At 66.4% G+C, this 25,519-nt stretch carries 18 protein-coding genes and 1 pseudogene; 14 read left to right on the forward strand and 5 right to left on the reverse strand.

Annotation, left to right across the window (positions count from 1 at the left end):
- Positions 1-88 precede the first annotated feature (88 nt).
- Positions 89-1,003, forward strand: coding sequence for a co-chaperone YbbN (locus tag A5625_RS12105; protein WP_066993488.1), 915 nt, complete (start codon positions 89-91; stop codon positions 1,001-1,003).
- An 8-nt stretch (positions 1,004-1,011) separates the two neighbouring features.
- Here A5625_RS12105 and glgB read toward each other — a convergent pair whose 3' ends face one another.
- Together glgB and A5625_RS12115 are read right to left on the reverse strand one after the other, a co-directional pair.
- A complete protein-coding gene (gene glgB / locus A5625_RS12110; protein ID WP_066993491.1) occupies positions 1,012-3,207 on the reverse strand; it encodes a 1,4-alpha-glucan branching protein GlgB in 2,196 nt (731 codons plus the stop codon).
- 23 nt (positions 3,208-3,230) lie between these two features.
- The gene (locus A5625_RS12115; protein ID WP_232003619.1) at positions 3,231-5,324 is read right to left on the reverse strand and encodes an alpha-1,4-glucan--maltose-1-phosphate maltosyltransferase; all 2,094 of its coding nucleotides are present in this window, start codon (positions 5,322-5,324) and stop codon (positions 3,231-3,233) included.
- Between the two features lie 223 nt (positions 5,325-5,547).
- On the opposite strand from A5625_RS12115, the gene glgP reads away from it, so the two are divergent.
- From glgP to A5625_RS12145, 6 genes and pseudogenes are all read left to right on the forward strand, one after another.
- Positions 5,548-8,196, forward strand: coding sequence for an alpha-glucan family phosphorylase (gene glgP / locus A5625_RS12120; RefSeq protein WP_066993494.1), 2,649 nt, complete (start codon positions 5,548-5,550; stop codon positions 8,194-8,196).
- 451 nt (positions 8,197-8,647) lie between these two features.
- Positions 8,648-8,902: pseudogene (locus A5625_RS12125) on the forward strand (hypothetical protein); the annotation flags it as partial.
- Positions 8,895-9,800: a DegV family protein gene (locus tag A5625_RS12130; protein ID WP_066993499.1), complete on the forward strand. Its 906-nt coding sequence runs from the start codon at positions 8,895-8,897 to the stop codon at positions 9,798-9,800. The pseudogene A5625_RS12125 and the gene A5625_RS12130, both read left to right, overlap by 8 nt.
- A gap of 83 nt (positions 9,801-9,883) precedes the next feature.
- Entirely contained in the window at positions 9,884-10,774 is an 891-nt protein-coding gene (locus tag A5625_RS12135) for a DegV family protein (RefSeq protein ID WP_197516059.1), read from the forward strand.
- Positions 10,775-10,925: 151 nt separating this feature from the next.
- The gene (locus A5625_RS12140; RefSeq protein WP_066993505.1) at positions 10,926-11,789 is read left to right on the forward strand and encodes a DegV family protein; all 864 of its coding nucleotides are present in this window, start codon (positions 10,926-10,928) and stop codon (positions 11,787-11,789) included.
- Between the two features lie 3 nt (positions 11,790-11,792).
- A complete protein-coding gene (locus A5625_RS12145) occupies positions 11,793-16,235 on the forward strand; it encodes a protein kinase (RefSeq protein WP_082984380.1) in 4,443 nt (1,480 codons plus the stop codon).
- A 3-nt stretch (positions 16,236-16,238) separates the two neighbouring features.
- Here A5625_RS12145 and A5625_RS12150 read toward each other — a convergent pair whose 3' ends face one another.
- Together A5625_RS12150 and A5625_RS12155 are read right to left on the reverse strand one after the other, a co-directional pair.
- Positions 16,239-18,236 (reverse strand): ATP-dependent DNA helicase, encoded by a 1,998-nt coding sequence (locus A5625_RS12150; protein WP_156748158.1) that lies wholly within the window; start codon positions 18,234-18,236, stop codon positions 16,239-16,241.
- 66 nt (positions 18,237-18,302) lie between these two features.
- Positions 18,303-19,619: a nicotinate phosphoribosyltransferase gene (locus A5625_RS12155; protein WP_066993513.1), complete on the reverse strand. Its 1,317-nt coding sequence runs from the start codon at positions 19,617-19,619 to the stop codon at positions 18,303-18,305.
- 66 nt (positions 19,620-19,685) lie between these two features.
- Here A5625_RS12155 and clpS point away from each other — a divergent pair, with 66 nt between their 5' ends.
- From clpS to rph, 7 genes are all read left to right on the forward strand, one after another.
- On the forward strand, positions 19,686-19,991 hold the full coding sequence (gene clpS / locus A5625_RS12160; RefSeq protein WP_066993518.1) for an ATP-dependent Clp protease adapter ClpS: 306 nt from the start codon (positions 19,686-19,688) through the stop codon (positions 19,989-19,991).
- 24 nt (positions 19,992-20,015) lie between these two features.
- Positions 20,016-20,597, forward strand: a complete 582-nt coding sequence (locus A5625_RS12165; RefSeq protein ID WP_066993521.1) for a DUF2017 domain-containing protein — start codon at positions 20,016-20,018, stop codon at positions 20,595-20,597.
- Between the two features lie 16 nt (positions 20,598-20,613).
- Positions 20,614-21,663, forward strand: a complete 1,050-nt coding sequence (locus A5625_RS12170; protein WP_066993524.1) for a P1 family peptidase — start codon at positions 20,614-20,616, stop codon at positions 21,661-21,663.
- A gap of 34 nt (positions 21,664-21,697) precedes the next feature.
- Positions 21,698-22,408 (forward strand): rhomboid family intramembrane serine protease, encoded by a 711-nt coding sequence (locus tag A5625_RS12175; protein WP_197516060.1) that lies wholly within the window; start codon positions 21,698-21,700, stop codon positions 22,406-22,408.
- Positions 22,405-23,220, forward strand: coding sequence for a glutamate racemase (murI, locus tag A5625_RS12180; protein ID WP_066993527.1), 816 nt, complete (start codon positions 22,405-22,407; stop codon positions 23,218-23,220). The genes A5625_RS12175 and murI overlap by 4 nt, the downstream gene beginning before the upstream one ends.
- Positions 23,221-23,292: 72 nt before the next feature.
- Positions 23,293-24,075, forward strand: a complete 783-nt coding sequence (locus tag A5625_RS12185; protein WP_197516065.1) for a cyclic nucleotide-degrading phosphodiesterase — start codon at positions 23,293-23,295, stop codon at positions 24,073-24,075.
- Between the two features lie 24 nt (positions 24,076-24,099).
- Positions 24,100-24,879: a ribonuclease PH gene (rph, locus tag A5625_RS12190; RefSeq protein ID WP_066993533.1), complete on the forward strand. Its 780-nt coding sequence runs from the start codon at positions 24,100-24,102 to the stop codon at positions 24,877-24,879.
- Between the two features lie 89 nt (positions 24,880-24,968).
- Here rph and A5625_RS12195 read toward each other — a convergent pair whose 3' ends face one another.
- Positions 24,969-25,412, reverse strand: coding sequence for a nitroreductase family deazaflavin-dependent oxidoreductase (locus A5625_RS12195; RefSeq protein WP_066993536.1), 444 nt, complete (start codon positions 25,410-25,412; stop codon positions 24,969-24,971).
- Positions 25,413-25,519 lie beyond the last annotated feature (107 nt).

A 25,519-nucleotide genomic window follows, 5' to 3' on the forward strand; every position in this document is an offset into this window, starting at 1 on the left:
GCGCCATTTTCCGCGCTGCCGCGTCGCCGTCTGAGTGGCGCCGCCACCGGGTGGAGGGGTAGCCCGTCCGCATGACAAACTTGACGGCGTGACGCGTCCGCGACCTCCTATCGGCCCAGCCCTGGCCGGTGCAGTCGATCTGTCCGGTCTCAAGCAGCGCGCTCAGCCGCCCAGCAGCCCTCCCGGTGGATCCGCGCCGGCGGCCGCCGAGGGTGACACCGGAATCGTTGCGGTCACCGAGGCCAACTTCGAGGCCGAGGTCCTGCTCCGGTCCGAGGAAGTGCCCGTCATCGTGCTGTTGTGGTCACCGCGCAGCGACGCGTGTGTCCAACTGCTCGACACCTTGGCGGGCCTGGCCGCGCAGGACAATGGCAAATGGTCGTTCACGACGGTCAACGTCGATGTCGCACCGAGGGTCGCCCAGATATTCGGCGTAGACGCCGTCCCGACCGTGGTGGCATTGGCTGCCGGGCAGCCGATCTCGAGTTTCCAGGGGATGCAGCCGACCGATCAATTGCGCGGCTGGCTGGATCAGATTCTTTCGGCGACCGCCGGAAAGCTCAGGGGCTCAACCGGTTCCGAGGCTGAGACTGTCGACCCGGAGCTGGCCGCAGCCCGTCAACAGCTGGAAGACGGCGACTTCGAAGCCGCCAAAACGTCTTATCAGTCGATACTGGACGCCAATCCGGCCAACGCCGAAGCCAAGGGCGCGATTCGGCAGATCGACTTCCTCACCCGCGCAACGGCACAACGCCCGGACGCGATCGCTGTTGCCGATGCCGCGCCGGGCGACATCGAAGCCGCCCTCGTCGCCGCCGACGTGCAGATTCTCAATCAGGATGTCAGCGCCGCATTCGATCGTCTGATTGCCTTGGTGCGCAGCACATCCGGTGATGACCGCTCCGTGGTACGTACCCGGCTGGTCGAGCTGTTCGAACTCTTCGATCCGGCCGATCCCGAGGTCATCGCCGGTCGACGCAACCTCGCCAACGCGCTCTACTGAAGCGCCCCCTACTCGGGCTCCAGCCACAACGCCGACGTGGGCGGCAGCACCAGCAGTGCCGAGGCCGGCCGCCCATGCCACGGGTCTTCAGTGGCATCGACGCCGCCCATATTGCCTATTCCGGAACCGTTGTACAACGTCGCATCGGTGTTGAGCACCTCGCGCCAGCGGCCGGCCGACGGCAGACCCAGACGGTATCCGCTGTGCTCGGCACCCGCGAAGTTGAACACGCACGCCATCACCGAGCCGTCCTTGCCGTAGCGCAGGAAACTCAAGACGTTGTTGCCCGAATCGTTGGCGTCGATCCAGGAGTAGCCGTCTGGCACGGTGTCCTGACTCCACAGCGCCGGATGGCTGCGATACGTCTCGTTGATGTCGCGGACCAGGCGCAGGATCCCGTTGGAGAACCCTTGCTCGTCGAGTTGCCACCAATCCAGCCCACGCTCTTCGGACCACTCGGCGCGCTGCCCGAATTCCTGCCCCATGAACAGCAATTGCTTGCCCGGGTGCGCCCACTGGTAGGCGAGCAGACTGCGCAGTCCGGCGGCCTTGACGTGATTGTTGCCCGGCATCCGTCCCCACAGCGTCCCCTTGCCGTGCACCACCTCGTCATGGCTGATCGGCAGCACGTAGTTCTCACTGAACGCGTACAGCATCGAGAACGTCATCTCGTGGTGGTGGAAGCTGCGGTAGACCGGATCGCGGCTGATGTAATCGAGCGTGTCGTGCATCCAGCCCATGTTCCACTTCATCGAGAAGCCAAGGCCGCCTAGGTTTGTCGGACGCGTGACGCCCGGCCATGAGGTTGACTCTTCGGCGATGGTGACAATGCCCGGGGCGGTCTTGTGCACCGTGGCGTTCATCTCCTGCAGGAACTGCACGGCTTCGAGGTTCTCCCGGCCGCCGTAGATGTTGGGGGTCCAGCCACCTTCGGGGCGTGAGTAGTCCAGGTACAGCATCGAGGCGACGGCGTCCACCCGTAAGCCGTCGATGTGGAATTCTTCCAGCCAAAACAGCGCGTTGGCCACGAGGAAATTACGCACCTCCCGACGGCCGAAGTCGAATACGTAAGTGCCCCAATCGAGTTGCTCGCCCCGCTTGGGGTCGGAGTGCTCGTAGAGCGGCGTACCGTCGAATCGGCCCAGCGCCCAGGCGTCCTTCGGGAAGTGCGCCGGCACCCAGTCCACCAGCACGCCGATGCCGGCCTGGTGCAGCGCGTCGACCAGCGCCCGGAACTCATCCGGTGTGCCGAACCGGGACGTCGGTGCGTAATAGGACGTCACCTGATAGCCCCATGATCCGGCGAACGGGTGCTCGGCGACGGGCAGTAATTCGACATGGGTGAACCCGTGCTCCACCACATACTCGGTCAGTTCTTTAGCCAACTGGCGGTAGTTGAGTCCGGGACGCCAGGAGCCAAGGTGAACCTCGTAGGTGCTCATCGGCTCGAACACCGGGTTGCGCTGAGCGCGTTGTGTCATCCAGTCGGCGTCGTCCCAGGTGTACTTGCTGCGTGTCACCCGAGAGGCGGTGTGTGGGGGCACCTCGGTGGCGAACGCCATCGGGTCGGCCCGCTCGGTCACGACGTCGTCGGCACCGTGCACGCGGAACTTGTACAAACCGTCGAGCGGAAAGCCGGGCCAGAACAACTCCCAGACACCCGATGAGCCCAACACCCGCATCGGGGCTTCGTTTCCGGTCCAGCCGTTGAACTCACCGATCAGGTTGATGCCCTTGGCGTTCGGCGCCCACACCGCGAACGAGACCCCGGTGACGACGCCGTCGGCCGTGGTGAACGAGCGAGGATGTGCGCCAAGGACTTCCCAGAGCCGCTCGTGGCGGCCTTCCCCGAACAGATGCAGGTCGACCTCGCCCAGAGTCGGCAGAAAGCGGTACGCGTCGGCGACGACGTACGGTTCGGCGCCCTCATAGGTGATTTGCAGCCGATAGTCGATCAAATTGGCGAAGGGCAATACCACCGCGAAAAGACCGGCTTCGATGTGCTGCATCGGGAACCGATCGTCGCCCACCAGCGCGACCACTTCGGCGGCATGCGGTCGGAACGCTCGAATGACGGTGTGATCGCCGTATTCGTGCGCCCCCAAAATGCTGTGCGGGTTGTAGTGCGTGCCAGTCACCAGGCGCGACAGATCGGCCGGATCGGGCGCCAGGTGCGTCCGAGCGAGTTGGTCGGCTTGGCTCATATCCCTTTCACCTCCGGTCCGTTTCATCGCCTGCGTAGCAGTGTCATTCGTGAGTCATACGGTATGAGTGGCATGTTGATGATGTGCGCGACCGCCTGCCCGGGGTCGATGCGAACGTAATTGGCCTGCCCCCATTGGAATTCCTGGCCGGTGATCTCGTCGCGCACCCAAAACCGCTCGTAGGGCTCCATACCCAAAGCGGCCATGTCTAAAAACAGCGTCGCTTCTTCGGCGCCGAACGCGTTGAGCGTCACCACCACCAACACGCAGTCACCGGTTGCCGGGTCGAACTTGGAGTAGGCCAGCAACGCATCGTTGTCCACGCTGTGGAAATGAATGGTGCGCATCTGCTGCAGCGCGGGGTGTAGCCGGCGAATCTCGTTGAGCTGCGTGATGAATGGCTCGAGCGATCTTCCTTCGGCGAGCGCGCCCGCGAAATCACGCGGCCGCAACTCGTACTTCTCCGAGTCCAGGTATTCTTCGCTGCCCTCGCGCACCGCACGGTGCTCGAACAGTTCGTAGCCCGAGTACACGCCCCACGCCGGCCCCATGGTTGCCGCCAGCACCGCGCGGATGGCGAACATTCCGGGACCGTTGTGCTGCAGGACGGCGTGCAGGATGTCGGGGGTGTTGACGAACAGGTTGGGTCGGCGGAAGTCGGCGAGTTTGGCGATGTCGTCGCCGAATTCGGTCAGCTCCCATTTGGCGGTGCGCCAGGTGAAGTAGCTGTAGGACTGCGTGAATCCCAGTTTGGCCAGGCCGTACTGCCGGGCCGGCGGAGTGAACGCCTCGGACAAGAACAGCACATCGGGGTCGATGGCCTTGACCGCGGCGATCAGCCAGGCCCAGAAGTCCGGCGGTTTGGTGTGCGGGTTGTCGACGCGAAAGAACTTGACGCCGTGGTCCATCCAGTGTCGGACCACGCGGAGCACCTCGTCGTAGAGGCCGGCCGGGTCGTTGTCGAAGTTGATCGGATAGATGTCCTGGTATTTCTTCGGCGGGTTTTCCGCGTAGGCGATGGTGCCGTCGGGCAATTCGGTGAACCAGTTGCGGTGATCGCGCGCCCAGGGATGATCCGGTGCACATTGCAACGCCAGGTCCAGCGCCACCTCCATGCCCAACTCGCGGGCCGCAGCGACGAAGGCGTCGAAATCGTCGATGGTGCCCAGATCCGGGTGGACGGCGTCGTGGCCGCCTTCGTCGCTGCCGATCGCCCACGGCGAGCCCACATCTCCGGGGGCGGCGGTCGGAGAGTTGTTGCGCCCCTTGCGATGTACCTTGCCGATCGGGTGGATCGGCGGCAGGTAGACGACGTCGAAACCCATTGCCGCGATACGCGGAAGCTGGACGGCAGCCGTGGCGAAGGTGCCGTGCACCGGGTTGCCGTCGGCGCCCCACCCGCCGGTCGAGCGGGGGAACATTTCGTACCAGGAGCCGAACCGGGCCAGCGGGCGATCCACCCACACGCCGTACTGCTCGCCCCGGGTGACCAGATCGCGCAGCGGGTAGTCGGCCAGGATTTCTTCGATCTCGGCTCCCAGTGCCAGTGCGGTTCGGGTGACCGGGTCGCCGGGCTTGCGCAACGCCGCGGCCGCGTCCAGCAGTGGCTCGCGCAGCGCACGCGGCACGCCCGTCGCTGCGCGCTCGAACAGGCCGGCGCCGACCAGGAGATCATTGGACAATTCGTTCTCGCCCTGACCGGCGTCCAGCTTGGCGACCACGCTATGCCGCCACGAGTGAATCGGGTCGCCCCAACCGTCTACCCGGAAGGTCCACAACCCGACCTGATCGGGCGTGAACTGACCGTGAAAAACGTAGGGCTCCAGACCCATCTTCATGGGCAGCGACAGCGGCTTGATCCGTTGCTGGTCGACCTTGCCGTCCCGGTCGGTCACCGGCTTTGCCGGAGCCTGAACCGCCTTGACTCGTCGAGTTTCGGCTACCTGCGGATAGCCGGGGCCGAGATAGCGCACGACCAAGGTCGCCGCGACAGCCTCGTGCCCCTCCCGCCACACTGCGGCGCTGACCGGCACGACCTCGCCGACCACGGCTTTTGCGGGATACTTGCCACAGGAAACGACCGGCTGAACGTTATCGATCTCGACACGACCGGGCACCACCACTCCGTTCCGATTGTGTGCGGCCCACCCCGCGGGGTGCTCCATGCGGAATGCCGCTCGTCGGGAAACTTCCTGCCGTGGGGAACTTTCTGGGTGGGGAAGCATCGTTGCGACCCCGATAACTACCCGATACCCACCCTAGTCGCCGGTCACACACCACCGCAGAAAGCGATCCTTCCCGGCGGTGCGCGGGCCAGGATGCTCAGTAAGGTAGGGACGCGTGAAAGCCCTCCGCCGGTTTACCGTCCGTGCTCACCTTCCGGAGCGTCTGACCGCGCTGGACCAGCTGTCGACCAACCTCCGATGGTCGTGGGACAAGCCCACCCAGGACCTGTTCGCGACCATCGACCCGGACCTGTGGGAGCGGTGCGGCAGCGATCCGGTGGCGTTGCTGGGCGCGGTCAAACCGGCACGACTCGACGAGTTGGCGGCCGACGAGACGTTCCTGGGCCGGCTCGACGAGCTGGCCGCCGATTTGAACGACTACCTGAACCGTCCGCTGTGGTACCAGCAGCAGCGGGAACAAGGCGTCGAAATGCCGGCCGCCATCGCCTACTTCTCGATGGAGTTCGGCATCGCCGAAGTGCTGCCCAACTACTCCGGCGGTTTGGGAATTCTTGCCGGTGACCACCTGAAGTCGGCATCCGATCTGGGGCTGCCGCTGATAGCGGTGGGTCTGTATTACCGCTCCGGGTACTTCCGGCAGTCGCTGACCGCCGACGGCTGGCAGAACGAGACCTACCCGTCGCTGGATCCGCAAGGCCTGCCGTTGCGGCTGCTGACCGACGCCACCGGCGAGCCCGCGCTGGTTGAGCTGATGCTGCCGGACGCCGCGCAGTTGCACGCGCGCATCTGGGTCGCGCAGGTCGGCAGGGTTCCGCTGTTGTTGCTGGACTCCGACGTCCCCGAGAACGAACACGATTTGCGTGGCGTCACCGATCGCCTTTACGGCGGAGACCAGGAACATCGGATGCGGCAGGAGATCCTGGCCGGCATCGGCGGGGTGCGGGCGATCCGCGCCTTCACCGACATCCACGGCCTGCCCGCACCCGAGGTGTTCCATATGAATGAGGGCCACGCGGGTTTCCTGGGTGCGGAACGCATTCGCGAATTGATGACCGGTCCGGGATTGGACTTCGACACCGCGCTGACGGTGGTGCGCTCCAGCACGGTCTTCACCACCCACACCCCGGTACCCGCCGGCATCGACCGGTTCCCCATCGAGATGGTGCAGCTGTATTTCGACGACCACGCGGCCGGAGCGGAAACCGGTGCGAAAGCCGCCGCATCCGACGTCGCCGGCGCACCCGTGTTGTTGCCAGGGGTGCCGACCGCGCGCATTCTCGCGCTCGGCGCCGAAGACGACCCCACCGTGTTCAACATGGCCCACATGGGTCTGCGGCTGGCCCAGCGCGCCAACGGTGTGTCGTCGCTGCACGGCCGGGTGAGTCGGTCCATGTTCAACGAGCTGTGGCCCGGATTCGACGCGAATGAGGTGCCGATCGGCTCGATTACCAACGGAGTTCACGCGCGTACCTGGGCGGCGCCGCAATGGCTGCAGCTGGGTCGTGAGCTGGCCGGGTCGGATTCGTTCAGCGATCCGGGGGTTTGGTTGCGGCTCAAGCAGGTTGACGCGGGCCATCTGTGGTGGATCCGTTCACAGCTGAGGTCTCTGCTGGTCGACGACGTCCGGCGGCGGCTACGCAGCTCATGGCTGGAACGAGGTGCCTCCGAGGCCGAATTGGGTTGGATAGCAACGGCCTTTGATTCGGATGTGCTGACCATCGGGTTCGCCCGGCGGGTGCCGACGTACAAGCGGCTGACACTGATGCTGCGCGACCCGGCGCGGCTCGAGAAGTTGTTGCTCGACGAGGACCGGCCGATTCAGCTGATCGTCGCCGGGAAGTCCCACCCGGCCGACGACGGCGGAAAAGCGTTGATTCAGCAGGTGGTTCGGTTCGCCGACCGGCCGCAGGTCCGCCACCGCATCGCGTTTTTGCCCGACTACGACATGTCCATGGCCCGACTGCTGTATTGGGGCTGCGACGTCTGGCTGAACAATCCGCTGCGGCCGCTGGAGGCCTGCGGCACTTCGGGAATGAAGAGTGCGCTCAACGGCGGGCTCAACCTGTCCATCCGCGACGGCTGGTGGGACGAATGGTACGACGGCGAAAACGGTTGGGCGATACCGTCTGCCGACGGAGTCATCGACGAACACCGCCGCGACGACTTGGAGGCCAGTGGGCTCTACACGCTGCTGGAAGAGGCCGTGGCGCCGAAGTTCTACGAACGCGACGAGCACGGGGTGCCGCCCCGCTGGATCGAAATGGTGCGCCACACCGTGCAAACCCTCGGTCCCAAGGTGCTGGCGTCGCGGATGGTGCGTGACTACGTCGAGCAGTACTACACGCCCGCGGCCCAATCGCTGCGCAAGACGATCGCGCCCGCCGACGATGCGGCCAGCGGTGGTGAGTTCGGCGCGGCCCGCGAGCTTGCCGCGTATCGCCGGCGGGCACAGCAGGCATGGCCCAAGATCGTCATCACCGACGTGGACAGCACCGGTCTGCCGGACACTCCGGTGCTCGGCTCCAAACTGACCCTGACCGCGACCGTGCAGCTGGCCGGGCTGGCACCCGAAGAGGTCACGGTGCAGGCGGTGGTGGGCCGGGTCGACGCCAGCGACGCGCTGCTGGAACCGATCACCGTCGAAATGTCTTACGCCGGCACCGCCGAGGGTGGCAACCAGGTCTTCTCGACGACAACGCCGCTACCGCTGGCCGGATCGGTCGGCTACACCGTACGGGTGTTGCCCCACAACCCGATGCTGGCGGCCAGCAACGAGCTCGGTTTGGTCACGCTGGCGCGCTAGCCTTCGAGATCCTAAGCGGGTAAAGCGCTGTCGACATACTATATTGTCCTGGCCCGCAAAGCTTTTCGTGGCCAGCCACAGCCTGTGCGGTTGGCGGCTTCGAGGACAACGTGAAGTATGGCGTGGTGCCGGCCGGATCGTAACCGTGCTCAGCCGCGATGCGGGCGCCGCCAACTAATTTTCACAACAGTAATAAATAGATTTTCGAACTCAGCACGTGCGGTTGAGCGACAATTGCGACGCGGTCAGAGTCGCAACAGCCTCACAGTGGAGGTGCGCCATGACGCACAGAATTGCTGTCACAGCCCGGACTCCCCTGAGGCGCCCGGCAGAGGGCGCGACGACGAACGGGCATGACCCTGCTGGTGGGGTCATCGATGGAAACACCGGCTTGAGCCGCAGACCTCTCCGGACGGGCCGGCCGCCTGCCCCGCTCACGCGACGCCGAAGGCCCTCCCCCGTCTCCGCTACGAAGCTACCGCGCTCGCCGCGGGTCCCTAACGTCGTCGACACGCTCATGCGCACCATGACGATCGGTAGCGCGATGGCATCAACCGCGGTTCTGGAACGGGCCGATCTGGCGATCCACCCCGACACCAGCAGTATCGGTTTCCTCGAATGGCACCAGATCGACCGCGCCCGCGAGGCGGGCCGAATCGCGACACGGGAAGCACTGCCGCGGATCATCGAGGTGATCGGTGGCTGACGTCGCGGTGGTCACCGACAGCACCGCGTCGCTACCCGCCGCTCTCGTCGACAGCCTCGGCATCACGGTGGTGTCGATGTATTACGACGTTGCTGGCACCGCGTCGCCCGAGGGGGGCCATGAGGTGCCTGGCCGCGGACTGCGCGAGATGGAGTTCGACGGTGATTTCGGAAGGTTTTACGCAGAACTGGACGCGCTGAAAGGTGTCGCGACGACATCGCCGCCTACGGTCGGGGATTTCGCCGTAATCTTTGACCGGCTGCTGGAGCAGCACAGCGCTGTTGTCGCAGTCCTTGTCTCGTCGGGCCTCTCCAGGACCTGCTCGATCGCTCGTGAAGCAGCCGCACAATTGGAGCCTGACGGTTGCTGTGGCGACCGGGTGGTCGTGATCGATTCGGCCGGGACGGTCGGCCATCTGGGTGTTCAGGCGCTGGCCGCGGCACGGGCGGCCGCCGCGGGAGAAGACGGCCCGGGGGTGATCGCGGCGGTGCGCCGAGCGCGCCAGGAGGTCAGGCAGTGGTTCGTTCTCGACACGCTTGAGTATGTCCGGCGCAGCGGCCGGATCGGTAGTGCGGCCGCATGGCTCGGATCCGCACTCGACCTCAAGCCGATCTTGTTGATCGAATCGGAGTTCAAGCCCGTCGAGCGTGTGCGAACGCGCAAGCGCGCTGTCGAGCGATTGGTCGAGTTGATGCGTCAGCGTCGCGCGGTTGGCGCCGATCGGTGGTTCGTCCAGCACGCGTATGCGCGCGACGACGCGGAGCGGCTTGCCGAGCGTCTTGCCGGGCTGTTCGGCATGGAGCCGGAGTTCGTCTCAGAGGTGGGGCCGGTATGTGCAACGCACACCGGGCCGGGGGCGTTGGCGGCCGGAAGTCTTCCCGCAGCCGCGTTGGGTTAGTCAGAGGTAAGAGATGCCGATGATGTGTATGACGTTGTGCGAGTTGGGATTCGATGATTTCTGGATCGGCTTGGGAGGTGCACGTGCCTGACGTAGCGGTGGTCACCGACAGCACCTGCGCGCTGCCCCGGGCGCTCGTCGAGAGCTTGGACATCACGGTTGTTTCGCTGTACTACGACATCACTGGTGCCGCGTCGCCCACCGGCGGCCACGAGCTGCCTGGCCGCGGGGAGCGCGAGTCGGACTTTGACGGTGACTGGGCGCGGTTTTTTGCCGAACTGGACGCTTCGAAGACCGTCGCGACGACCGGGCCGCCCAAGGTCGAAGATTTCGTCGCAGCCTATGAACGCCTGCTGCAGCAACACAGCGCCGTGGTCGCCGTCATGCTTGGCTCAAACCTCTCCCCGACGTGTGAGTTCGCCCGGGAGGCAGCGGCGCGGATGGACGGCGAGCGGATTGTGGTCATCGATTCGGCCGGCGTGGCCGGCCATCTGGGTTGTCAGGCGCTGGCGGCGGCGCGTGCCGCGGCGACGGGAGCCGACTTGCGAGGCGTGACCGAGCAGGTGCGCCGGGCGCGTCAGGAGGTCAGGCAATGGGTCCTCGTCGACACGCTTGAATATCTGAGGCGCGGCGGCCGGGTCGGCACCGCGGCTGCATGGATCGGATCGGCGCTCGATCTCAAGCCGATCTTGATGGTGGAATCAGAGATGAAGGCCGTCGAACGCGTGCGCACGTTCAAGCGCGGCGTCGAGCGGTTGGTTGAGCTGATGCGACAGCGCCGCGCGGTGGGCGCCGATCGATGGTTCGTCCAACACGCCTACGCGCACGAGGAGGCGCAGCGATTGGCCGAGCGGCTGGCTGAGCTGTTCGGCACCGCACCGGAGTTCATCTCCCCGGTTGGACCGGTACTGGCAACTCATACGGGTCCGGGGATGGTGACGGTCGGCGGTCTTCCCAGCGCGGCACTGGGTTAGCGAGCATTTCGCCGTGAATCCAAGGCCAGACCAGTATTTGGCGAAAGTCGCCAGACTGCCCCCGACGTCGAGCCTGCGGAAGTACGCTTTGCGCTTACAGGTCGTGGCTGGGCACGAATCACGGTGTTCAGGAACCGGCTGGAGTGCGCGCATGGCTGATGTCGCGGTGGTTACCGACAGCACTGGCTACCTGCCGCCTGCGCTCGTCGACAAGTTCGATATCACGGTGGTGTCGCAGTACTACGACATTGGTGACGGGCCGCGGCGTGAGTCGGAGTTCGATGGTGATTTTGGACGGTTCTATGCCGAACTGGACGCTTCGAAGAACATCGCGAAAACGTCGGCGCCTGCAGTCGAGGATTTCGTCGCGGTCTTTGACCGGCTGTTGGGACAGCACACCGCCGTTGTCTCAGTGCTGATCTCCTCGGGCATTTCCGAGACCTGCTCGATGGCTCGCCAGGCAGCCGCAAAGCTAGAGGGCGAGGGTGGCGAGCGGGTGGTCGTAATCGACTCGGCCGGCTTCGGCGGACACCTTGGGCTGCAGGCGCTGGCGGCAGCACGTGCGGCGGGCGAGGGTGCCGACGCAGAAGGCGTCACCGAACGGGTGCGGCAAGCCCGCCACGAAGTCAAGGGCTGGGGCTTGGTGGACACGCTCGAGTACCTCCGCCGAAGCAACCGGGTGGGCACCGTGGCCGCATGGGTCGGATCGGCGCTCGACCTCAAACCGATCCTGACGATCGAGTCGGAGCTCAAGGCCCTCGAGCGGGTGCGCACCCACAAGCGAGGGGTCGAGCGGCTGATCGAACTGATGGTCCAGCGGCGCGCCGCGGGTGCCGATCGGTGGTTTGTCCAGCACGCATTTGCGCACGAGGAGGCAAAGCGGCTGGCCGAGCGTCTCGCCGAATTGTATTGCACCGAGCCGGAATTCATCTCCCAGATCGGACCCGTTGTCGCAACGCATGTCGGTCCAGGAACATTAGTGGTCGGCGGACTTCCAGGTGCGGCGCTGAGGTAACCGATGGGTGCGCCCGCAAATGTGGAGTGCAGTAGGTGTGGGGCTGGGAACCGGCCTCAGGCCAAGTTCTGCGGCAAGTGTGGCGGCCCGCTTGCGGTCGAGGTTGCATGCCGGGAGTGCGGCGCGCGCAATCCGGTGGGACAGCGCTTTTGCGACGAGTGCGGCACCGGGCTGAGCGCGCGGTCGGTGCCGACGCAGCCCGCGGGACCGCCGGTTCCCCGGACACTCGGAGACGGGCGTTACACGCTCGGTCGCCTGCTCGGTGAGGGTGCCGGCAAGCGGGTGTACCTGGCCCTCGACACTCGCCTGCAGCGCGAGGTGGCCGCCGCAGTATTCAAGGCCGGCGGCTCGGACGACAACGCGATGCGCCGTGCACGCCGGGAAGCTGAGGCGATGGCGAAGCTTGGCGAACACGCCAACATTGTCAACGTCTACGACTTCGGCGACGAGCAAGGGCAGCTATACCTGATCAGCCAGTACATGGCGGGCGGTGACCTCTACGGCCTGCTCTCGGACGCAGCGGATCACCGACTCGCCGTCGAAGAGGTGGTCCGGATCGGCGGGGACATCGCCAGTGGGCTCGCGCACGCACACGCCCATGGAGTGGTGCATCGTGATGTCAAGCCGCAAAACGTGTGGCTGGCACCCGACGGCACCGCCAAGATCGGAGATTTCGGGCTCGCGGTCGCAGAAGGCGCAACGCGGGTGACCGCGGTGGGGACGGTGATCGGAACCGTCGCCTATATGGCGCCCGAGCAGGCCCTCGGTCGCGGTTCCGACGCACGCTCGGACATCTACTCACTTGGTGCCCTCCTCTACGAATTGCTCTGTGGGGTAACACCTTTCGCGGGTGAATCGGCGGCCGCGATTGTCTCCCAGCACGTTTCGTCTACTCCGGTCGTGCCCAGCGGGCATCGCTCCGGTGTTCCAGCACCACTCGACCAGTTGTTGCTCAGAATGCTGGCAAAGTCACCGGAGGCCCGTCCCCAACAAGCAGCCGAGGTGCGCGATGCCCTGGGGGCCATCGCCGCTGCGGCGAGCGGTGGCGATAGCGCGAATCAGGACATGGCGGCACTCGACCGGATCACCGACAGCACATTCCTCGGGCGAGAGCGAGAGACGCACGAGCTCCGCGCCGCGATTGATGACGCCGTGGGCCGCCGTGGCCGCACTGTACTGATAAGTGGCGAGTCGGGAATCGGCAAGACACGGCTTGCGTCGGAGGCCGCGGCATACGCCGCCCTTCGGGGAGCGCAGGTGCTGTGGGGTCGCTGCTATGCGGGTGCGGGTGCTCCCGCCTATTGGCCGTGGGTGCAGGTGATTCGCGACTATGCACGCAGTCACGACCCCGAGACGGTGGCTTCCGACCTGGGCTCCGGCGCGTTCGAGATCGCTCAAATCGTCTCCGAGATACGCGAGCGGATGCCGGAGATCCCCGAATCGCCACCGCTGGACGCTGAGCAGGCGCGCTTTCGGCTGTTCGATTCGGTGTCGCGGTTCCTGATCGGCGCTTCCGACCGCGCGCCACTTGCGATCTTCCTCGAAGACCTGCATCAGGCCGACCAGCCATCGCTGATGCTGTTGGCGTTCGCCGTACGCGAGCTCGCCCACTCACGCGTGATCGTGCTGGGCACTTACCGCGACGACGAGCTTCCCGACGACCACTACTTGAACGAAGTGCTCACCGGGCTCAGCAAGGAGCGGGGCTACGCCCGCATCAAGTTGCGGGGGCTCTCGGATCAACACGTCAAGGCGATGCTCGAAGCGGTGCTGCAACAGCCGCTAGAGCGACGAAGCGAACTTGCGCTTGCGGACGCCGTTTGCCGAGAGTCGGAGGGCAATCCGTACTTCGTCGAAGAGATCGTCCGTCACCTGATCGACTCGGAAGTGCTCGACTGGCGCGATGGCCGGTGGATTACCAACATCCGGGACGGCGAGGAGCTGGGCATCCCTCGAGGTATCCACGAAGTGGTGTCCCGTCGGTTGGAGAAGTTGCCGACTGAAACACTCGAGCTGCTCTCGACTGCGGCGGTCATCGGCCGTGAGTTCGATCTGCCGATCCTGACGCACATCAGTGGGCTGGAGGCAGACGCCGTGTTGGCACAGTTGCAGCCGGCTCTCGATGGGGCGATCGTGCGGCAGGCTGCCAGCGAGCCGGGCCGGTACGGCTTCGCGCACAGCGCGACTCGGGACGCGCTATATGACGACCTGCCCGCGCTGCGGCGCTCCCAGCTGCACATCGCTGCGGGCGAGGCAATCGAGGAGATCCACGAGGAACGGATCGAGTCCCACCTGTCTGCGATAGCTTTCCACTTCGCGAAGGCGGCTCCCTACGGCGATGCTGCCAAGGCAGCCGACTACGCGTGGTGGGCGGGCGAGCGGGCGGCGGCGACGTATGCCTACGAGGACGCGGTGAGCCTTTACGCGACGGCGCTGCGGCTGTTCGACACGATCTCAGAGGTAGTGCCGCAACGCCGGTGCGATCTGTTGCTGGCGCTCGGGGACGCCCGGTGGCGGGCCGGCGAAGCCGAAGGCGCTCGGAAGACATTCGGCGAGGCGGCGACGATCGCGCGGGAGTTGGCGCTGAATGACCACTATGCGCGTGCGGCGCTTGGATACGGCGGCGGCCCGGGCGGCTTCTCGATCACCGACCGTGCCGACGAACAGCTGGTGGCGATGTTGGATGAGTCGCTTGAGGTGTTGCCCGCGCGGGACAGCGCGCTTCGAGTGACAGTCCTCTCCCGGCTGGCCCTCGAGCTTCGCTGCAAGGGCGCGCTGGCAGAAGCCGACCGGGCCAGTGCGCAGGCTATCGAGATGGCCGAACGCGTCGGCGATACGAAGATCTTGCTGTTGGCCATGCACAGCCGGCAGTGGTCGACCTTGGGCCCCGACCGAATCGAAGAGGCGATCGCGTCCGGCGAGGAGATGGCGCGGCTCGCGCGGATCGTCGGTGACCGCGACATGGAGTTCGAGGGCCACCAGTTGCGGCTGATTGCGCTTGCCCAGCTGGGCGACTTCCGCGCGGTCGATCAGGAGATCACGACGTGTGACCGGCTGGCCAACGAACTGCGTCAGCCGCGCTATCTGTGGCAGGTTGCGGTGTTCCGCACGATGCGAGCGCTGATGCAGGGCCGTTACAAGGAGTCGGAGCGTCTCGCGCGGACCGCGCTGTCGATCGGTCAGCGCGCCGAGCGTGAGGTGGCAGCAGTCGTATTTGGCGCGCATTCCTTCCTGACCCGGCTCGCGGATGGCACCCTCGAACAGCTGCGTGACGTCGGCCGGGAAGCCGCCGCGCGCTACGGGCAAGCGTGGCCCGCATCGTATGTGTGGTTGCTGACAGAGATCGGCCAGCTCGACGAGGCTCGCGCCAGGTTCGCCGAGATTACGGCCGACGGCTTCGAGGCGCTGCGACGCGGCAGCGATTGGTTGACGTCGGTCTGCGTGCTTTCGATGGCGTCGATCCCGATCGGTGATCGAGAAGCCGCCAACGCGCTCTATGAGCTGCTGGTGCCCTATGCAGATCGCTGCACGCTGTTTTTGGCCGGCGCCGGGTGCCTCGGCTCCAACCACACGTTCCTCGCCTTCGCCGCTGCGGCGGCGGACCGCCATGCGGACGCGGTGCATCACTTTGAGCTGGCCCTTGCGCGTAATGCGGAGATCGGCTGCGACTACGTGACGCCTCGAATCTGTTACGAATACGCGCGCACGCTGCTCACATCCGAGCCGGCGGATCGGGACAAGGCAATGGGCCTGATTGACCATGGAAACGGCGTCGCACAGCGCAACGGCATGCGTGTCGAGGTCGAGCGGCTCCTGCGATTGCGCCGCGAGCACGAGGTGAAGCGGGAACAGAAGCCGATGCACGGGTGGTCGATGATTGACGACGTTGCAGAGTCCGTCGAGGCGGACCGGCCCGACCTCAGCAAGGTGGCCGCTCCGGACGGAACGGTCACGATTATGTTCTCCGACATCGAGGGTTCGACGGTACTAGCCGAGCAACTCGGCGACGAGCGCTGGCTGAAGCTATTGCACCGCCATAACGCGGTCATCCGTCGCCAATTGGCTGCCCACAGTGGCTTCGAGGTCAAATCACAGGGCGACGGGTTCATGGTCGCCTTCGCCAGCGCCCGCAGCGCGCTGCGCTGCGCGATCGCAATTCAGCGTGATTTGGCGGCGTACCGCGACCAGTCCGGTGGCCAGGTTCTGCGCGTGCGGATCGGACTCCACACCGGAGAGGTGATTCGCGAACAGGAGGACTTCTTCGGGCACACCGTGATCCTCGCGGCCCGCATCGGGGCGAAAGCACATGGAAACGGAATCCTCGTCTCGGCGGTGCTGCGTGGCCTGGTTGTCGGCAGTCACGAGTTCCAATTCGGCGAGACGCGCGAGGAACAGCTCAAAGGCCTGCAGGATCCGCAACGCGTCTATGAGGTCTGCTGGCGGTAAAGCTCAGGCCGACAGGCCCTCTGGCGTGCTGCGCAGGCGCTGCAGCGCTTGGCGCACCAGCTCTCCATTGGTGGTCTGCCAGAACGGCGGCAACGAGGCGCTCAGGTAGCCGCCGTATCCGGCGGTCACCATGCGTGAGTCGAGCACGGCGACCACACCGCGGTCGGTGACGCGGCGCAGCAACCGCCCGGACCCCTGCGCCAGCAGCAGTGCCGCGTGGCTGGCAGCGACGGCCATGAAGCCATTGCCGCCGTGCGCGGCGACCGCGCGTTGCCGCGCGCTCAGCAGCGGGTCATCCGGCCGGGGAAACGGGATGCGATCGATCAGCACCAACGACAGCGACGGCCCGGGTACATCGACGCCCTGCCACAGCGAGAGCGTGCCGAACAGGGACGTCTGCGGATCAGCGCTGAACTGCTCGACCAACGCCGACGTGCTGTCGTCGCCCTGACACAGCACCGGCGTCGACAGCCGTGCTCGCATGGCCTCGGCGGCCGCGCGAGCCGCGCGCATCGACGAGAACAACCCCAGCGTGCGTCCGTCGGCGGCGGTGATGAGCTCGGCGATCTCGGCCAGCTGTTCGGCCGAGCCGACGCCGTCGCGGCCCGGCGGCGGCAGGTGCGCGGCCACGTAAAGGATTCCGGCTTTGGCGTGCTGAAACGGTGAACCCACGTCCAGGCCCCGCCACCGCGCGTCGTCGCCGTCCTCGGCGGTCAGTCCCCAGGCCGTGGCCATGGCGTCGAACGAGCCGCCGATGGTCAGCGTCGCCGACGTCAGCACCGCTGTCGAACGCGAGAACACCCGGTCCCGCAGCAGGCCGGCGACCGATAGCGGCGCCACCCGCAACACCGGACGCGGTGCGCCGCCCCGGATCTCCTCGTGTTCCAGCCACACCACATCGGTGCGGTCGGGGATGGCCGGGCCGAACGATGCCAGCACGCGTGACGCGGTGTCCGATATTTCGCTCAGTGCCGCAACGGCTTCGGCGCGTGCCGATGCCGCCTTGGGATCATTGGTGCCCTCGATCGCGGAGCGCGCCGCGGTCGCGACATCACGCAGCGCCGTCAGGTAGGTCGCCAACTCCTCGTCGAGGCGATCGATGCGCCCCGGCGCGCCCTCGTGAATGAGCGAGGCGAAGTTGGCGGTGGTCGCCTCGAAGCGCTGGATCAGTTCCGGGTCGACCAATCGGCCGATCCGCCGGGCGGCCACGCCGAGGCCGGCCGACGTCAGCTCCGCGGTGGCTACCGACGTCACCCGATCCACCAATTCGTGTGCCTCGTCGACGACCAGCAGGTCATGCTCGGGCAACACCGCCGACTCGGACACCGCGTCGATGGCCAGCAGCGCATGGTTGGTGACCACGATGTCGGCCTGACCGGCCCGGCTTCGTGCCCGCTCGGAGAAGCACTCGGTGCCGAAGGGGCAGCGCGTCAGGCCCAGGCATTCCCGCGCGGAAACGCTGACCTGCGACCAAGATCGGTCCGGCACACCGGGCTTCAGGTCGTCTCGGTCACCGGATTCGGTGCTGGCAGCCCACTCGGTGAGCCGTTGCACGTCGCGGCCCAGCGCGCTGACCGCCATCGGGTTGAAGAGTTCCTCCTGCGGCCGGTCGTCGGCGCTTTCGCCGTCTGCCGCCCCGCCGTTGTGAATCTTGTTCAAGCACAGATAGTTTCGTCGGCCTTTGAGTAGGGCGAACTGCGGGCGGCGGGGCAGCGCATCGGCCAGCGAGTCGACCAGCCGGGGCAGATCGCGATCGACGAGCTGGCGCTGCAGGGCAATCGTGGCCGTGGACACGACGACGGGGGAGTCGTCGCTGAGTGCGTGGACGATCGCGGGCACCAGATACGCCAGCGACTTGCCGGTACCGGTGCCGGCCTGCACCACCAGATGCTCATCGGTGGCGAACGCCCGCGCCACCGCCGCGGCCATCTCCTGTTGGCCGCTGCGTTCACTACCGCCGAGCGCGGCCACAGCAGTTGCCAGCAGCTCGGACACGGACACGTCGGACGTGGCTACCCTCTTCGCTGTTCGGGGCGGCGCTCGCGCCGCGGCATTTTCACGGCGATGCTAGCGGCGGCCGGCGGGAATCTGCGTCGTCGCTACCGCGGGATCACCGTGCGACAAGTTCAAACCCTCCCACGGCAGACTGCGCAGCCCGGAAGTTACCAGCTCGCGCGCCGCGGCGAGGTTCGGTTTCGACATCAGCTCGCCATTGCGGACCAGGGGCACGGTCAACACCCGAGCCGGTTCGGAGACATTGGGTCGATGGCCGGCCGGGTACACCACCTCGTCGGTGATGATGCCCGAGCCGCGCGACAGCCGCAGCGCCTCCTTGCGCCCGCCGCGAGATTCCTTGTGACTGCTGCGCTTCTGCACCGGCAAGCCGTCCACTTCGACGAGTTTGTAGACCATGTTCGCCGTCGGGGCGCCCGAGCCGGTCACCAGTGACGTGCCGACGCCGTAACTGTCCACCGGCTCGGCGGCCAGGGCCGCGATGGAGAACTCGTCGAGGTCACCGGAGACCACGATGCGCGTCCCGGTGGCGCCCAGTTCGTCGAGCTGCTCACGCACCTGGCGGGCCAGCACACCCAGCTCGCCGGAGTCGATACGCACCGCACCGAGCCCGGTACCGGCGGCGGCCACGGCGTTGGCCACACCGGTCGTCACGTCATAGGTGTCCACCAGCAGCGTGGTGTCCACGCCGAGCGCTTCGACCTGCGCGCGAAATGCCGCCAATTCGGTCGATTCCGTAGGGGAGTCGGCACGGGTGTGCAGCATGGTGAACGCATGCGCGGAGGTGCCTTCGGTGGGGATTCCGTAGCAGCGCTGTGCCTCCAAGTTGGAGGACGCGGCGAAGCCGGCGATGTAGGCGGCGCGGGCCGCGGCGACCGCCGCCTGTTCGTGGGTTCGCCGTGACCCCATCTCGATCAAGGGGCGTCCCCGGGCCGCGCTCACCATCCGCGCCGCAGCGGACGCGACCGCGGTGTCATGGTTGAAAATCGACAGCGCCAGCGTTTCCAGCACCACGCATTCGGCGAACGTCCCGGTCACCGACAGCACCGGGGATCCGGGGAAGTACAGCTCGCCTTCGGCGTAGCCGTCGATGTCGCCGCCGAACCGAAATTCGCGCAGGTACCGCAAGGTATCTGGATCGAGGAACTGTCCCAGCGACTGGCACGCCTGGTCATCGAAGGTGAACTGCGGCAGCGCCTCGAGCAGCCGCCCGGTCCCGGCGACCACGCCGTAGCGGCGCCCTTCGGGAAGTCGGCGGGCAAAAAGTTCGAAGGTGGTCCGCCGATCGGCGCTGCCGTCTCGCAGCGCCGCCGCCAACATCGTCAACTCGTACTTGTCGGTCAGCAGCCCAGTAACGACCGGGTCGTTCATTCCATAACGGTATCGGCTGCCATCAGGGCTCGGTAACGTCATCCATCCCTCGGTATCGTGTAGGCCATGGTTGTTATGTCAGCGCCCACTAAGCCGGGCACTACAGGACAACGAGAGTCCGCTCCGGTAGAGGTCACGGCGAGTCCCTGGGTCACGATCGTCTGGGATGACCCGGTCAATCTGATGACCTACGTGACGTATGTGTTCCAGAAGTTGTTCGGCTACAGCGAGCCGCACGCCACCAAGCTGATGTTGCAGGTGCACAACGAAGGAAAAGCGGTGGTGTCCGCCGGCAGCCGCGAGTCCATGGAAGTCGATGTGTCCAAGCTGCACGCCGCCGGTCTGTGGGCGACGATGCAGCAGGACCGCTGAAGCTTGAGGCGCTGGCGATTCCCTGTGCGCAAATGGAAGCGGGTCGAGACCGCTGACGGTCCTCGTTTTCGGTCGGCCCTGGCCTCCCACGAGGCCGCCTTGCTCAAGAACCTCGCCACTGCGATGGTCGGCTTGCTCGATGAACGTGAATCCTCCTCACCGGCAGACGAACTCGAGGAAATCACCGGTATCAAGACCGGGAATTCCGAACCACCGAAAGATCCCACGCTGCGTCGGCTGCTGCCCGACTTCTATCGGCACGACGACGATGACACCGCCCCGCCGGATGCCGCGGACAGCCTCAACGCCGCACTGCGCAGCCTGCACGAGCCCGATATCGTCAACGCCAAACGTGTTGCCGCGCAACGCTTGTTGAGCACGGTTCCGGACGATGGCGGCCGCTTCGAGTTGACCGAAGACGACGCGAACTCCTGGATCGCGGCGGTCAACGACATCCGGCTGACCCTGGGCGTCATGCTCGAGGTCGGGCCGGAAGGCCCGGAGCGTCTGCCGGCTGACCACCCACTGGCGGTGCACTTCGATGTGTATCAGTGGTTGACCGTGCTGCAGGAATACCTGGTCTTGGTGCTCATGGGATCGCGATGACCTCGATGGGCGACCGATGAACGCGATCACGGACGTAGCGGGTATCCACGTCGGCCACTACCACCGGCTGGACCCTGACGCGTCCCTGGGCGCCGGCTGGGCCTGCGGCGTCACCGTCGTGCTCACCCCGCCGGGCACTGTGGGCGCGGTGGACTGCCGCGGCGGTGCGCCTGGGAGCCGTGAGACCGACCTGCTGGATCCGGCCAACACGGTGCGGTTCGTGGACGCGGTGTTGCTCGCCGGCGGCAGCGCGTACGGTCTGGCCGCGGCCGACGGTGTCATGCGCTGGCTGGAGGAGCACGAACGTGGCGTGGCGATGGACGGCGGGGTGGTGCCGATCGTGCCGGGGGCGGTGATCTTCGATCTGCCGGTCGGCGGCTGGCAGTGCCGCCCGACGGCCGAGTTCGGTTACCGGGCCTGCGCCGCCGCCGACGACAGCACCCCGATGGGCGTCGGGACGGTCGGTGCCGGGGTCGGGGCCCGTGCCGGCGCGCTGAAGGGCGGGGTGGGGACCACCTCGAGGACGCTGCCGTCCGGCGTGACCGTCGGGGCGGTAGCCGTGGTGAACGGCGCCGGCGAGGTGGTCGACCGGACCACTGGTTTGCCGTGGATGGCGGATCTGACCCGGGAGTTCGCGCTGCGGCCGCCGCCGGCCGAGCAGATCGACGCCTTCGCCCAGTTGCCGTCCCCGTCGAACCCGCCGGACAACGCCCTCAACACCGTCATCGCGGTGGTGGCCACCGACGCCGCGCTGAGCCCGGCGGCGTGCCGACGGGTGGCGATCGCCGCCCACGACGGCTTGGCCCGCAGTATCCGGCCGGCGCACACGCCGGTCGACGGTGACACGGTGTTCGTGCTGGCCACCGGGGCGGTCGAGGTTCCGCCGGCGGCCAGCGCAAAGCCCGTCCCCGCCGCGTTCTCCCCGGAGACCCAGCTGGTCACCGAGGTCGGCATCGCCGCCGCCGATTGCCTGGCGCACGCGGTGTTGGGCGGAGTGCTGGCCGCCGAATCGATCGCCGGCATACCGAGCTTCCGCGACGTGCTGTCCGGGGCGCTCGGTCGATGAGATGCGACCGGCCGCAGCGCCGGTAGCCTTGACGATGCTGGAACACGCGGGAAGGGCAGCCATGGGTAAAACGAGCCCGCGCGGACGCCCCGGCACACCTGCCGCCGCGTCGACAAAGAGGTCCACCGCGACGGTCGGTGCCACCACCATCCTCACCTTCGTAGCGTTGCTCTACCTCGTCGAGCTGATCGACCAGCTGACCCGCCATGAGCTGGACGCCAACGGCATCAGGCCGCTGGAAACCGACGGGCTGTGGGGCATCATCTTTTCTCCGGTATTGCACGCGAGCTGGCAGCACCTGATGGCCAACACGGTGCCTCTGCTGGTCCTCGGATTCCTCATGACACTGGCCGGACTGTCCCGGTTCGTCTGGGCAACCACCATCGTCTGGATCCTCGGTGGCTTCGGCACCTGGCTGATCGGCAACGTCGGCAGCAGCTGCGGTCCCACCGACCACATCGGTGCTTCCGGCCTGATTTTCGGCTGGCTGGCCTTCCTGCTGGTGTTCGGGTTCTTCGTCCGCAAGCTCCGGGACATCATCATCGGGCTGGTCGTGTTGTTCGCCTACGGCGGCGTGCTGCTCGGGGCCATGCCGGTGCTCGGCAGATGCGGTGGGGTGTCGTGGCAGGCCCATCTTTGCGGAGCGATCGCCGGCGTGGTGGCCGCCTACCTGTTGTCCGCACCGGAACGTCAAGGCCGGGCGTCGAGAAAAGCCGGCACCACCGTGCCGCGGTCCAAGACATGAGCTCGGCGCTGGCGCCCATCGGGGTCTTCGACTCCGGTGTCGGGGGTCTGACTGTGGCGCGGGCGATCATCGACCAGTTGCCCGACGAGGACATCATCTACGTCGGTGATACCGGTCACGGTCCGTACGGCCCGCTGACCATTCCCGAGGTCCGCGCGCACGCGCTGGCCATCGGCGACGATCTCGTCGACCGTGGCGTCAAGGCGTTGGTGATCGCCTGCAACACCGCATCGGCGGCTTGTCTGCGGGACGCCCGCGAACGCTACGACGTGCCCGTCGTCGAGGTGATCTTGCCCGCGGTGCGCCGCGCGGTCGCTACTACGCGCAACGGGCGTATCGGCGTCATCGGCACCCAGGCGACCATCAACTCCCTCGCCTATCAGGACGCGTTCGCCGCCGCCCGCGACACCGACATCACCGCGGTCGCGTGCCCGCGCTTCGTCGACTTTGTGGAGCGCGGCGTGACCAGCGGCCGTCAGGTACTCGGTTTGGCCGAGGGCTATCTCGAGCCGCTGCAGCGCGCACAGGTCGACACACTGGTGCTCGGATGTACGCACTATCCGCTGCTGTCCGGGCTCATCCAGCTGGCGATGGGAGACAACGTGACTTTGGTTTCCAGCGCCGAGGAAACCGCCAAGGAAGTGCTTCGGGTGCTCACCGAACGGGTCCTGCTTCGTCCTCATGACGCACCGCCCGCGACTCGGGTGTTCGAAGCCACCGGCGACCCCGACGCATTCACCAGATTGGCGGCGCGATTCCTGGGTCCCGCTGTCACCGGCGTCCAACCCGTACACCATGTGCGCATTGACTAACGGCCAGACGAGATTCTGGTCACACCAATGCGGCGATGTTTTCGTCATGGCACCATGGGGCATGGCACAGTGGTGTCCGTGCGAATAACCGTGCTCGGCTGCTCGGGCAGCGTGGTGGGACCGGATTCGCCTGCGTCGGGTTATCTGCTCCGCGCACCGGACACTCCGCCGTTGGTCATCGACTTCGGCGGGGGCGTTCTCGGCGCGCTGCAGCGCTATGCCGATCCCGGCTCCGTGCACGTGCTGTTGTCTCATTTGCACGCCGACCATTGTTTGGATTTGCCTGGACTCTTTGTATGGCGGCGTTACCACCCGACGCGTCCGCTCGGTAAAGCATTGCTCTATGGCCCCGGTGACACGTGGTCGCGGTTGGGTGCGGCGTCGTCGCCCTACGGCGGTGAGATCGACGACTGCTCAGACATTTTCGATGTCCGTCATTGGGTGGACGGTGAGCCGGTGAAGATCGGCGCGCTCACCGTGACGCCACGCGTGGTGGCTCATCCGACCGAGTCCTACGGCTTGAAGATCACCGATCCCAGTGGCGCTTCGTTCGTCTACAGCGGTGACACCGGCGCGTGCGCTCAGCTCGTCGACCTGGCTCGCGACGCCGACGTTTTCCTGTGCGAGTCGTCGTGGACGCACGCGCCGGACCGCCCGCCCGCCCTGCATCTGTCGGGCACCGAGGCCGGCCGGGCAGCGGCCCAGGCCGGCGTTCGCGAACTGTTGCTGACGCACATCCCGCCGTGGACCTCGCGCGAGGATGTGATCAGCGAGGCCAAAGCCGAGTTCGATGGTCCGGTGCACGCAGTGGTGTGCGGGGAGACGTTCGATATCCGCCGCTCCGAGAGGGTCTGAGACAACCACGTTAGGGTTGGCGTCGTGACCAGACGAGAAGACGGCCGCCTTGACGACGAGCTTCGGCCCGTAGTCATCACCCGCGGTTTCACCGACCACCCCGCTGGATCGGTTTTGATCGAATTCGGCCACACCAAGGTCATGTGCACCGCCAGCGTGACGGAGGGCGTGCCGCGGTGGCGCAAGGGATCGGGCCTCGGCTGGCTCACCGCAGAGTACGCGATGTTGCCGTCGGCGACCCATACTCGCTCGGACCGTGAATCGGTGAAAGGTCGCCTGTCCGGGCGCACCCAGGAGATCAGCCGGCTGATCGGACGGTCGCTGCGCGCCTGCATCGACCTGGCGGCGCTGGGGGAGAACACCATCGCCGTCGACTGCGACGTTCTGCAGGCCGACGGCGGCACCCGCACCGCGGCCGTTACGGGCGCCTTCGTGGCACTGTCCGACGCGGTGACCTATCTCGCGGCCGCGGGCAAGCTGTCCGACCCCCGGCCGCTGTCCTGTGCGATCGCGGCGGTCAGCGTCGGCGTGGTCGACGGCCGGATCCGGGTCGACCTGCCCTATGAGGAGGACTCCCGCGCCGAGGTCGACATGAACGTCGTCGCCACCGACACCGGAACCCTGGTGGAAGTCCAGGGGACCGGCGAGGGGGCGACGTTCCCGCGGTCGACATTGGACAAGTTGCTCGACGTGGCCCTGGCCGCATGCGACAAGCTGTTCGCCGCACAGCGTGAGGCGCTGCGCCTTCCGTACCCCGGTGTTCTCCCCGAGGGGGCTCCCGCGCCGAAGGCCTTCGGCAGCTGACGCGCCTACTGCGACCCTGAACTTGGCCTAATTACCCCGCGGTTCATCACCGCCGACGCAGCGGCCAAGACCTGACCCCTTCCCGTCGGTCATGACTCGCGCTTCTGCAGCTCGAATATCGGGATGGTGCGTGTGGTTTTTGACTGGTAGTTCGCGAACGCGAACGCCGGTACGGTCGCGTTGATCTTGGGGATGACCGCCTCACGTTCGGACGAGTCGAGCTCGTGTGCGACGACGTCGAATGAGTCGGTGGCGACTTCGACGCGCGCCCGCGGGTTAGCCCGCAGGTTATGCACCCACGCCGGGTTGATGTCGGCGCCACCATAACCCGCGACGATCAGCATCCTGCCGTCGATACGGAAGACCACCAGCGGTGCGACGCGCGGCTCGCCGGACTTGGCGCCCGTGGTAGTGAGCAGCAGCAGCTCGTTGCCTTCGAATCGCCCCCCAACCTTGCCGGCGTTGCTGCGAAACTCATCGGTGATGTTGCTATTGAGCGCCTTGAGTGTCTCGGTATCGGGTTTTTGGCTCACCCTCGGGGAAGCTAGTTCGTCGCCCTGTCTATTCCTTGCGGAGCATGCCTACGCCGCTTGCCCTGCTGAGCGATTCGCGTCGCGGCCCTATCGCAGTCCGTAAGGTG

The organism is Mycobacterium sp. 1465703.0 (genome assembly GCF_001672975.1).
GTDB lineage: Bacteria > Actinomycetota > Actinomycetes > Mycobacteriales > Mycobacteriaceae > Mycobacterium.

Bases quoted from the DNA above. Each gene is read 5' to 3' on its own strand.
- glgB (WP_066993491.1), bottom strand. From the start codon at position 3,207: ATGAGCCAAGCCGACCAACTCGCTCGGACGCACCTGGCGCCCGATCCG.
- A5625_RS12140 (WP_066993505.1), top strand. From the start codon at position 10,926: ATGGCTGATGTCGCGGTGGTTACCGACAGCACTGGCTACCTGCCGCCT.
- A5625_RS12145 (WP_082984380.1), top strand. From the start codon at position 11,793: ATGGGTGCGCCCGCAAATGTGGAGTGCAGTAGGTGTGGGGCTGGGAAC.
- A5625_RS12155 (WP_066993513.1), bottom strand. From the start codon at position 19,619: ATGAACGACCCGGTCGTTACTGGGCTGCTGACCGACAAGTACGAGTTG.
- clpS (WP_066993518.1), top strand. From the start codon at position 19,686: ATGGTTGTTATGTCAGCGCCCACTAAGCCGGGCACTACAGGACAACGA.
- A5625_RS12170 (WP_066993524.1), top strand. From the start codon at position 20,614: ATGAACGCGATCACGGACGTAGCGGGTATCCACGTCGGCCACTACCAC.
- A5625_RS12175 (WP_197516060.1), top strand. From the start codon at position 21,698: ATGCTGGAACACGCGGGAAGGGCAGCCATGGGTAAAACGAGCCCGCGC.
- murI (WP_066993527.1), top strand. From the start codon at position 22,405: ATGAGCTCGGCGCTGGCGCCCATCGGGGTCTTCGACTCCGGTGTCGGG.